This window comes from Neorhizobium galegae, assembly GCF_017877135.1.
GTDB lineage: Bacteria > Pseudomonadota > Alphaproteobacteria > Rhizobiales > Rhizobiaceae > Neorhizobium > Neorhizobium galegae_A.
Genome location: NZ_JAGIPH010000008.1, coordinates 198142 through 208536 on the forward strand (window position 1 = coordinate 198142; position 10395 = coordinate 208536).

A 10395-nucleotide genomic window follows, 5' to 3' on the forward strand; every position below is an offset into this window, starting at 1 on the left:
CGTGAGCCGAACCGATGGATAGCGCACCTATGCGCAAAATCATCCATGTCGATATGGATGCCTTTTATGCCTCGGTCGAGCAGCGCGACAATCCCGACTTGCGCGGACGACCACTGGCCGTCGGCGGATCCGCCGCACGCGGTGTCGTGGCGGCGGCAAGCTATGAGGCGCGAGCCTTCGGCGTGCATTCGGCTATGCCGTCGGTGACGGCGAAGCGCAAATGCCCTGATCTGATTTTCGTGCCCCCGCGCTTCGAGGTTTATCGGCAGGTATCGCAGCAGATCCGGGAGATCTTTGCGGACTATACACCGCTGATCGAGCCGCTTTCACTCGACGAGGCTTATCTCGATGTGACCGAGAACCTGAAGGCCATGGAGATCGCAACCGAGATTGCATTGGAGATCAGAGCGAAGATCAAGGCCGTCACTGGCCTCAACGCATCGGCCGGTATTTCCTACAACAAATCCCTGGCCAAGATGGCGAGCGACCTGAACAAGCCGAACGGCCAGGCGGTCATCACGCCGAAGAACGGCCCGGGCTTTGTTGAGGCCCTCCCCGTCAAGAAATTCCATGGGTTGGGACCGGCTACAGCTGAGCGGATGAAACGGCATGGCATCGAGACCGGGCTTGATCTGAAATCGAAGTCGCTTGCCTTCCTTCAGCAGCATTTTGGAAAGTCTGGTCCGTATTTCTACGGCATCGCGCGCGGCATAGACGAGCGGCAGGTCAGGCCCGACCGGATCCGCAAGTCCGTTGGCGCCGAAGACACGTTTGTCGACGATATCGATGATCTCGATCTCGCCAAAGCCGAACTGCGGCCATTGGCCGAGAAAGTCTGGAGGTATTGCGCGGCGCACGACATCACGGGGAAGACCGTGACGGTCAAAATCAAATATTCGGATTTCAGCCAGGCGACGCGCAGCAAAACACTCTCTGGCCCCGTCGCGGATATCGACATGGTGCTGGAGATTGCTGAGATCCTGATCGCCTCGGTATTCCCGTTCAAACGGCCCGTGCGGCTGCTGGGGATCACTTTGTCATCGCTGAACACCGACGAGAGTGAGCAGACACCGCAGCTGGTTCTTGGCCTTTGATGCGACGGCCCTGAAAACGAAAAAGCCCGCCGCGGGAGGAGGTGCGGCAGGCTTTCCGAAATCATTGAACAGCGGCCGGGAGGAGGAGTGCCGATGTTCTGACAGACGCCCCATGGGAGGAGGAGTGGGCCGTCCGAGGTCGAAGCTATGCGGGAGGAGGTGCATCGCTTCGGTGAAAACAAGATACCAAATCTCAGCGCACATTAAATGGACTTTGCCGCACTGCAGCCATGCACAAAACGCAAGGCCGTTTTCCAGAGGAGAGAAATCTTTCATTCAGCGCTTCGGGGCAGGCCAGATACAGAAACGCCCGCGTCTTCGGCGGGCGTAGTGTCATCAGTATGGGCAGGAAAAGGCCGCTTAGCGAGCGACCGACTGGCGCGCAACGTTGTAGATGTCAGCGCGATCGATACCCAGGTCCTGCAGTTCGCGCGAGCTCATGCGGCCGAGTTCGGTAATGGTCTGACGGTACTTGCGCCAGTTGTTGAAAGAGCGTGCTACGTTCATGATGATCCCCTTTCGTGAGGTCTCTTGACGCCAGCAACCTTGCCTTGGTTCCAACGTCGTTTCGATGATTGGAATATAGGCTTTCGGCCAACGGGCGATAAGGCACAAGGTCTCAGGTCGGCCATGCGTCCACAGCATGGGTCCACTCAAAGGATTAGCTGAAGGTGGCAATCAGGCTCGGAGGCATTGAGGCGCTTGACGGGAGGTCAGCCTCTGGATTTTGGCCTTCGCTGCTTCTGCTCTAAGCTTGATGCCCGTGCAAGCAGTTGATGGACCTTGGCCGGCGCATAGAGATCATCCAGCAGCAGATAGGCTGCGCCAAAAAGCGCCGTGTCCTCATGGACTGAGGAAAGTGTAATTGTGAGTTCGCGCGTGGCAAGGGGAAGACAGCGTTGGTAAACCAGTTCTCGGATGCCTGACAGCAGGGTTTCTCCCGCCCGCGCCAGGGTTCCGCCGATAACGATCACGCCCGGATTGAGAATGCTGACGGCATCGGCAATGACTTCGCCGATGATTCGGCCAGCCTCTCGCACCAGCATCAGCGCCTCAGGCTTGCGCTGCTCGACGAGATCGATGACATCGCGGGCTGTTTCGGTGGGGATGCCGCGCTGCGTCAGGTCGCGGGCAATTGCCCAGCCCGCGGCGCGGGCCTCCACGCAGCCGAACTTGCCGCAACGGCACAGCGGAGCGTCGTTGGACACAAACTGGATATGACCGATATCGCCGGCCGCCCCCTGGGCGCCGCGAAAGAGGCGTCCGCCGGCAATCATGCCGCTGCCGATCCCCGTGCCCACCTTGACGAACAGCATGTCGTCCTCGGCTGGCAGCCGGTGCTTCTGCTCGAACACCGTCATGAGGTTCACGTCATTTTCGACGAAGACCGGAACCCCGAAGCGCGCACCGAGCCAGCCGATGATATCGAAATCGTCCCAGCCCTGCAGAACGGAGGGGCCAGCGACACGACCACGCTTGAAATCCACCGGGGTCGGTAGGCTGAGGCTGATGCCGAACAGGAGCCCGCGTGCGCTGCCCGCTTCTGCCGCCAGGGCCTGAAAGGCGCTGGCGATCGCCTCCAGCGTTGCCTCCGGGCCGGCCGGAAGCGCAAAAGGCACGGTTGCCTGGGCAAAGATGGCCGGTGACAGGTCCATGGCTGCGAGGTGGATATGGGTTTCGCCGATATTGGCCACCAGCACGAAGCCGCTTGCGGGATTGATCTCGAGAATGCGTGTCGGGCGCCCGCCGCTGCGCAGCGTCTCCTCCGTTTCGCGCACGAGGCCGTGCGCCAGCAAGGCCGCCAGCCTCTGCGTCACCGTCACCCGCGAAAGGCCCGAGGCCTTGAGCAGCTCCGCGCGCGAGGCGGCGCTCTGTGACGCGATCAGTGACAGAATGGCCCCTGCCCCGTCGAGCGACGGCAGACCACGCCGACCTTCGTGCATTTTCATCCCGATCTCCCCTCACGGACAGGCTGTAGCGCGAACCCCGGCGAAGATAAAGCACTGCGCGACAAATTCACATCTTATGTAAAGAAAAATACATAACCTATTGCACTTGACGTGCTTGCCTGTACCCTTTGCGCTGTTTGCGGGAGGCATCATGGCAACCTATCTCATAGGACTGGATTTCGGTTCCGAACAGGCGCGTGGCGTGCTGGTGGATGTGGCGACAGGCGTCCAGGTCGCCGATCACGTCCATGCCTATCGTCATGGCATCCTGACGTATGCGCTGCCCGATGGTCGTCCGCTGCCGGCCGGCTTTGCGCTTCAAGTGGCGGATGATTACCTGGAGGCGGCACGCGCTATCCTGTCGGCCATAGGGCGCGGCCGCGTGGTGGAGGGGATCGGGGTCGGATTTACGGCCAGTTCACCGCTTCCCGCCCGCGCCGACGGCACGCCGCTGTCGTGCCTTCACCCCGAGGCAGCCCACAGCTATGTGAAACTGTGGAAGCACAATGCCCAAGCCTATGCCGACGCTATTACCGCCTCCCATGGACCGTCACTGGCAAATTTCGGCGGCAAGGTATCCGGCGAATGGCTTCTGGCCAAGGCGGCCCAAATGGCCGCCGAAGCGCCGGATCTCTGGGCGCGGACCGACCGCTTTATCGAAAGTGGTGACTGGCTGGTCTGGCAATTGACGGGCAGCGAGCGGCGCAGCCTTGGCTTTGCCGCCTACAAGGCGCAGTATGCACCGGGCCTCGGCTATCCTGAGGGTTCGGTGCCGGGTCTGGCAAGCCGCCTCTCGCAGCCTTTGCCCGTTGGCTCCCCTGCGGGTGGCCTGTCGGCCGCATGGCGGGAGCAGACGGGCATTCTGGGCTCCGCCAGCGTGGCCGTTGCCGTGATTGATGGGCATGTCGTCCTGCCGGCCATTGGTGCGGTGTCGTCCGGCTGTTTCGTCGGAGCCTTGGGCACATCGGCCGCCTATCTCTATCTGTCGGATGTCGAGCGGCCGCTTCCGCCTGGCATCGAGGGGATGGCCTTCGATGGTTCGGTGCGCGATCTCTGGTGCTATGAGGCGGGTCAGCCGAGTTTCGGTGACACGCTGGCCTGGTTCGCCAGAACCTTTTCGCGCGGGGAGAGCTTGGAGGAGAGCTTCCGGGTCTACAATGCCGAAGCCGCAAAGCTTGCGCCCATGGCCGGGCGGCTCGTAGCGCTCGACTGGTGGGGCGGCAACCGCGTGCCGTTTGCCGATGGCAATCTCAGCGGCCTCCTCGCCGGCCTGACGCGTCAGACGACATCGGCCGAAATCTATCTCAGCCTGATGGAGGCGCTCTGCTTTGGGGCGCGTGCGGTGTTTGATCTTATCCGCCAAAACGGCCTTGTGCCCGAGCGCGTGCTGATGGCAAGCGGCCTCGCCCGCGCCAATCCGCACCTCATCCAGATCCTCGCCGACGTGCTCAATCGGCCCATCGACGTTCCGCAGATGGAACATGCCACGGCCGTCGGAGCAGCGATCCACGGCGCGGTTGCTGCCGGAACCGTTTCCACCTATGCCGAAGGGGCCAACCGATTTGGCGCGCGCCAGATCGCACGGATTTTGCCGCGGCTGCCGGCTGTCGAACTCTATGAGGCAGGCTATGGCATCTATCAGGCGCTCGCGCGTCAGGACACAGTGCACGACGCCCTGCATGCTCTGCGCGCACTGCCTGCGCTTCCGACTCCTTTTTTGCAAGAAAATATACAAAAGTCTGCTTTTCGTGTTTGACAATAGACCTATCCGGTGTCCTAATCCCCTCAGCCTTTGAGGAGAGGCAGGCCGTATCGAAGCTGGGAGGCTCGGCGGCATTTTGGAACTTTGGGAGGAATTCATGTCGCAGAATTGCAGTCGCACCCCCGTGCGCGCCCACGGGCTCAAGCTTGGCGTTGCCGCCCTTGGGCTCGTCATCGGCGCCTCGTTCGGCGCCGGACAGGCCGCCGCCGAGGATGTCATTGTCGGCCTCGTCACCAAGACCGAGGTCAATCCCTTCTTTGCCAAGATGCGCCAGGCGGCCGAGGCTCGCGCCAAGGAAAAGAAGGTCAAGCTCATCGCCCGCGCCGGCAAGTTCGACGGCGACAATGAGGGCCAGGTGGCTGCGATCGAGGATCTGATCAGCGCCGGCGCCAAGGGAATTCTCGTCACGCCGAACAATTCGTCCGGCATGCTTGGCGTCATCAAGAAGGCCCGCGCTGCCGGCGTTCTGGTGATCGCGCTTGATACGGCAACCGATCCCGCCGATGCCGTGGATGCGACCTTTGCGACGGACAATTTCGAGGCTGGCGTCCAGCAGGGCACCTATGCCCGCAAGGCCATGGGTGACAAGAAGGCCGTGGTGGCCATGCTGGACGGAACGCCGGGCGGCACAGTCGATACGTTCCGCCACGACGGCTATCTGAAGGGCTTCGGCATCAAGGCCGGCGACCCCTCGATTGCCGGTGCCGCCATCACCAACGGGGCGCAGGACAAGGGCCAGGTGGGCATGGAAAACCTTCTTTCCAAGAATGGCGACATCAACGCCGTCTACACGATCAACGAGCCGGCCGCGGCCGGCGCCTTTGCCGCGCTTAAATCCTTCGGCAAGGAAAAGGACGTCATGCTGACCTCGATCGACGGCGGCTGCGCCGGCGTGCGGGATGTCAAGGATGGCAAGATCGCCGCCACCGTCATGCAGTTCCCTTACAAGATGGCCTCGATGGGTGTCGATGCCGTGGTGGAATATGCAGCGACCGGCAAAAAGCCGAGTGGCTTCGTCAACACCGGCTCCTTCCTCATCACCGACAAGCCGGTCCAGGGGCTGGAATCCAAGGACACCGCCTGGGGCCTCAAGAACTGCTGGGGCGACTGATCCGCTTCCTCCCGGCGGGATCACGTTTCGCTGCTGCCGCCCTTTCCCGCTGCTCCGATCCGGCGGGAAAGACCGGCACGGATCGTGATCCCTGCCGGAGGGGCGCCGCCCGCCCCCGGTTGCCCGCCGTGCCGCCGATCGTGGCAAAGCGGCGTGCGGCATCTCCCAGCACGAGGTATCCATGAGCACCGTCATTCCCTCTTCCCCCGAGCCGAAAGCGAGCTTGAAGGCGCGCATCCTCGGCACGCCGTCGGCAGGGCCCTTCCTTGTCCTCCTGGCGTTCGGCCTGATCTTCGCGCTCACCAATCCGCGCTTCCTTGCCACCCACAATCTGTCGATCATCCTGCAGCAGACCGTCATCATCGGCGTGCTCGCTATCGGCCAGACGCTTGTCATCCTGACGGCGGGCATTGATCTTGCGGTCGGTGCCATCTGCGTGCTCGGCACCATCATTGCCGGCAAGATGGTAAATCTCGGCTATGATCCGGTGCTTTCCATGGGCTTTGCCATTCTGGTCTGCACCGCGGCCGGGCTTTCCGCCGGAGGCCTGATCAGTGCGCTGAGGCTTCCGCCCTTCATCGTCACGCTCGGCATCCTCGGCATTCTGACGGCCGCCCTGCGGCTGATTTCCGCCGGCGGCGCCTTTGCAGTGCGCGATCCCTTCCTCGCCTGGACCGGCAACACGCTGAAGCTTGGCGGCTTCGTTTTAACCTATGGCGTCCTGATCATGGTCGCCCTCTACGCTATCGTCTGGTACCTGCTCAACGAGACCAAGTGGGGCCGCCACGTCTATGCCATCGGCAACAGCCCGGAGGCGGCCCGTCTCGTCGGCATTCCGGTGCGCCGGCATCTCCTGTCGGTCTATCTCGCCGCCGGTCTCATCTACGGGATCGGCGCCTGGCTGGCGCTCGGCCGCATCCCCAATGCCGATCCCAACGCCATGCAGACCGCCAACCTGGATTCCATCACGGCCGTGGTCATCGGCGGCACCAGCCTGTTCGGCGGCCGCGGCGGCCTCATCGGCACGCTGATCGGCGCCCTCATCGTCGGCGTGTTGCGAAACGGACTGACACTCGCCGGCATCGACCCGCTCTGGCAGGACCTCGTCACCGGCATTCTCGTCATCATTGCCGTGGCGCTCGACCAGATGTCCCGGAGGAGGAACTGATGTCGGACGTAAACAATTCCCAGTCAATGGCTACCACATCAGCGCCCATCGTGCTGGAAGCCCGCAACGTCACCAAGACCTATGGCCATGTCACAGCACTTGCCGGCGTCGATTTCGAGCTGCGCGCCGGCGAGATCCTGGCCGTGGTCGGTGACAATGGCGCGGGAAAGAGCACGCTGATCAAGGCGCTGACCGGCGCGCTGCACCCGACCAGTGGCGAGATCCTGCTCGACGGCAGGCCGGTGAACTTCAAGGGGCCGCTCGATGCCCGCCATGCCGGCATCGAAACGGTCTACCAAGACCTCGCCATGGCGCCGGCGCTCGATATTGCCTCCAACCTGTTTCTCGGCCGCGAACTGCGGGCACCCGGTATTTTGGGCCAGGTTTTTCGCCGGCTCGACAAGAAGCGCATGCGCGAGGAAGCCAGGCGCGCCATGAGCGAGCTGAAGTTCCGCCTTCCCTCCATCGACAACCCGGTGGAAGCTCTGTCCGGCGGCCAGAGGCAGGGGGTGGCCGTTGCACGCGCTGCCCTCTTTGCCCGCAAGCTGGTCATCATGGACGAGCCGACGGCAGCCCTTGGCGTGCGCGAAACCGGGCAGGTGCTGGAACTGATCCGCTCCATCCGCGAGCGCGGCCTCGCCGTCGTCCTCATCAGCCACAACATGCCCAACGTTTTCGACATCGCCGATCGCATCCACATCATGCGTCTTGGCCGGCGGGCTGCCGTCGTCACCCCGAAGACCCATTCCATGAACGATGTCGTCGCCATCATGACCGGCGCAGCCACGGCCTGAAGCGCCGTCTGCCGCTGCGGACCGCGCACCCCCACGAACGGAGCCTCATCCATGTATCGTCTCGACCAGAAACTTTCCCGCATCCGCGCTGGCCAGTATACCCGCTCGGATTTCATCATTGCCGATGCCAAGGATGGCGACATGGGGCCGAGCATGACCTCCTGCGGCCCGAAGCGCGAAAAGGACGGCAGTTTTGCGCGCCATTACACGCGGCCGGAATTTCTCGACAACATCCGCGCCGTCATTCGCCAGGATATCGTCGATATCATGCTGACCTCGGCCTCCAACATGGAAGCCTTGATCGACAGCGGCGCCTATCGCGACAGTGCGGTCAAGCCCGCCATCCGCGCCAATGATACGACCGATGTCTGGGTATGCCGTGGTGCCACCTACGCCAAACAGGCGTCGCGGCCGTTTCGCACCGCCTCGCTGTCGCGCGTCAAGACCGGAACAATCGATCCCGCGCCCGGCGCTCCGATGACCGGCACCGACCTTGGCCTCTACTCGATCACTTTCAACAATGACCTGACGCAGGATTACGCAGCCCTCGAAGCCTTCCATGCCTTCCGCGAGGATGCCGCCCGCAACGGCTTCAAGTATTTCCTCGAAGTGTTCAATCCGAACGTCGACAGCGGCGTGCCGGCAGACATGCTGCCGCATTACGTCAACGACGTCATGATGCGCTGCCTGGCCGGCGTGATGAAGGCCGATCGACCGCAGTTCCTGAAAATTCCCTTCAACGGCGCCAAGGCCATGGAGGAACTGGCATCCTACGATCCATCGGTGATCGTCGGCGTGCTGGGCGGCGGCGCCGGCACCACGCGCGATTGCTTCGAACTTCTGTCGCAGGCGGAGCGTTTCGGAGCGCGGGTGGCCTTGTTTGGACGCAAGATCAACCTTGCCGAAGACCCGCTCGCCATGGTGCGCTTCATGCGCGAAGTGGTTTCCGGCACGATCTCGCCCTCAGAAGCCGTCAAGGCCTATCACGATGCGCTTGCCAAGGCGGGTATCACACCCAATCGCAGGCTGGATGCCGACAATGAGGTGACCGAAGCTGTCCTGAAGCCGGAGCAGACCAGATGACACAGGCACGGCGCGGATTCTTGACCGGCGGAACCTGGTGCGTCGATTACAACCGCAGCATCAGCCATTGGCCCGAGGAGGACGGCATTGCCGAACTGTTCGAGGAAGAGCGCCATGGCGGGGGCCCGAGTTGCAACCTGGCGCTTGACCTGAAGCGCCTCGATCCGTCGATCCCGGTCGAGACCGTAGGCCTCGTCGGGGACGATGACAACGGGCGCTACCTTTTGGGCGTCGCGCAGGAGGCCGGCATCGACACCCGCCAGATGGCTGTCTTGCCGACCGGTGCCACACAATACTGTGATGCCTATGTGTCGCGCAGCTCGCACCGACGCACTCATATCTTTCATGCCGGCACGGGTGCCTCCCTGACGCCAGACCATTTCGATTTTTCGACCACTCGCATGCGCTTCCTGCATCTGGGGCTGCCCGGCGTCCACAAGACGCTGGACAGTCCGTGGCGAGACGAGCCGAACGGCTGGGTGGCGGTGCTGAAAAAGGCGCGCGCGGCCGGACTTCAGACCAATCTGGAACTTGCCAGCATCGACAGCCGGCGCATGGCAGCGCTTGTGGCGCCCTGCCTGCCGCATCTCGATTACCTTGTCGTCAACGATGCCGAGATCGGCGCAATTGCAGGCGTCGAGACCGTGTCGGCGGCAACAACGGACAGGGCGGCGTGCGAACGGGCGGCGCGGGCGGTGCTGGAGCGCGGCGCCATGAGAATGGTCGCCGTCCACTGCCCGGCCTTCGCCCTGGCCGTGCTGCGCGGTGAGGACACCGTTATCGTGCCGCCTGTTGCCATTCCGGCCGATGAAATCAAGGGAGCAAATGGCGCGGGCGATGCCTTTGCGGCCGGCCTTTTGTACGGGATACACGAAGGCTGGGACATTGCCGATTGCCTTCGCCTTGCCCACGCCACGGCCGCTGCATCGCTGCGGAGCATATCGACGACGGGATCTGTCGTCGGCTGGCAGGACTGCCTTGCGCTAGCGCAAAGCTGGGGACAAGCCGCTTTTGCAGTCAAGACCGCGCCCATGGAATAAGATGTTGATCGAGGTGAATGGTCGGACAGATCAGGAAACGGGCGATGACTGGAAACTGTAACCGCTACTGGATCAGATCGACATGAAACCGATCCGTTCACAGACGCTGCAGCCTATGATAGCGATTTATCCTACACGTTTTTCCTCCCCGTACCAACTTCACTCGACCTTGAAATTTGATCCCGGTACAATTCCAACCAGAGTTTTTAGCGCCCGCAGCCTGAGAGTGGCCGCAAATCGTGGTGCTATTGACCTGCCACTGAACTTTCATCCAGCAGCGATTAGAGCCTCGGCGGTTTTGAACTGCTCCCAGACATTGGGCCAGCGGAGGCTGGAGTTTTCCGGCTTCAGTCAGGGAGGCGGACTGGTTACGCTTCCCGGATTCATCAGTGCG

At 62.5% G+C, this 10395-nt stretch carries 9 protein-coding genes and 1 pseudogene; 8 read left to right on the forward strand and 2 right to left on the reverse strand.

Annotation, left to right across the window (positions count from 1 at the left end):
* The first annotated feature begins 14 nt into the window (after positions 1 to 14).
* Positions 15 to 1094 carry a DNA polymerase IV gene (gene dinB, locus J2858_RS20530; protein WP_210106720.1) on the forward strand — a complete coding sequence of 360 codons (1080 nt, stop codon included), beginning with the start codon at positions 15 to 17 and terminating at the stop codon, positions 1092 to 1094.
* A gap of 360 nt (positions 1095 to 1454) precedes the next feature.
* Here dinB and J2858_RS20535 read toward each other — a convergent pair whose 3' ends face one another.
* Positions 1455 to 1601 (reverse strand): DUF1127 domain-containing protein, encoded by a 147-nt coding sequence (locus J2858_RS20535; RefSeq protein ID WP_210106721.1) that lies wholly within the window; start codon positions 1599 to 1601, stop codon positions 1455 to 1457.
* A gap of 206 nt (positions 1602 to 1807) precedes the next feature.
* The gene (locus J2858_RS20540; RefSeq protein ID WP_210106722.1) at positions 1808 to 3043 is read right to left on the reverse strand and encodes an ROK family transcriptional regulator; all 1236 of its coding nucleotides are present in this window, start codon (positions 3041 to 3043) and stop codon (positions 1808 to 1810) included.
* 151 nt (positions 3044 to 3194) lie between these two features.
* Here J2858_RS20540 and J2858_RS20545 point away from each other — a divergent pair, with 151 nt between their 5' ends.
* The 7 genes and pseudogenes from J2858_RS20545 to J2858_RS20575 all read left to right on the forward strand — a co-directional run.
* The gene (locus J2858_RS20545; RefSeq protein ID WP_245366837.1) at positions 3195 to 4799 is read left to right on the forward strand and encodes an FGGY-family carbohydrate kinase; all 1605 of its coding nucleotides are present in this window, start codon (positions 3195 to 3197) and stop codon (positions 4797 to 4799) included.
* Positions 4800 to 4902: 103 nt separating this feature from the next.
* Positions 4903 to 5916, forward strand: a complete 1014-nt coding sequence (locus tag J2858_RS20550; RefSeq protein WP_210106723.1) for a substrate-binding domain-containing protein — start codon at positions 4903 to 4905, stop codon at positions 5914 to 5916.
* A gap of 181 nt (positions 5917 to 6097) precedes the next feature.
* Complete coding sequence (locus J2858_RS20555) at positions 6098 to 7084, forward strand: ABC transporter permease (RefSeq protein WP_210106724.1); 987 nt, start codon at positions 6098 to 6100, stop codon at positions 7082 to 7084.
* A gap of 26 nt (positions 7085 to 7110) precedes the next feature.
* Positions 7111 to 7878 carry an ATP-binding cassette domain-containing protein gene (locus J2858_RS20560; protein ID WP_210106740.1) on the forward strand — a complete coding sequence of 256 codons (768 nt, stop codon included), beginning with the start codon at positions 7111 to 7113 and terminating at the stop codon, positions 7876 to 7878.
* A gap of 51 nt (positions 7879 to 7929) precedes the next feature.
* Positions 7930 to 8961: a hypothetical protein gene (locus J2858_RS20565; protein WP_210106725.1), complete on the forward strand. Its 1032-nt coding sequence runs from the start codon at positions 7930 to 7932 to the stop codon at positions 8959 to 8961.
* A complete protein-coding gene (locus tag J2858_RS20570; RefSeq protein WP_210106726.1) occupies positions 8958 to 10001 on the forward strand; it encodes a carbohydrate kinase family protein in 1044 nt (347 codons plus the stop codon). The genes J2858_RS20565 and J2858_RS20570 overlap by 4 nt, the downstream gene beginning before the upstream one ends.
* An 82-nt stretch (positions 10002 to 10083) precedes the next feature.
* Positions 10084 to 10395 (forward strand): annotated as a pseudogene (locus J2858_RS20575) (hypothetical protein); the annotation flags it as partial.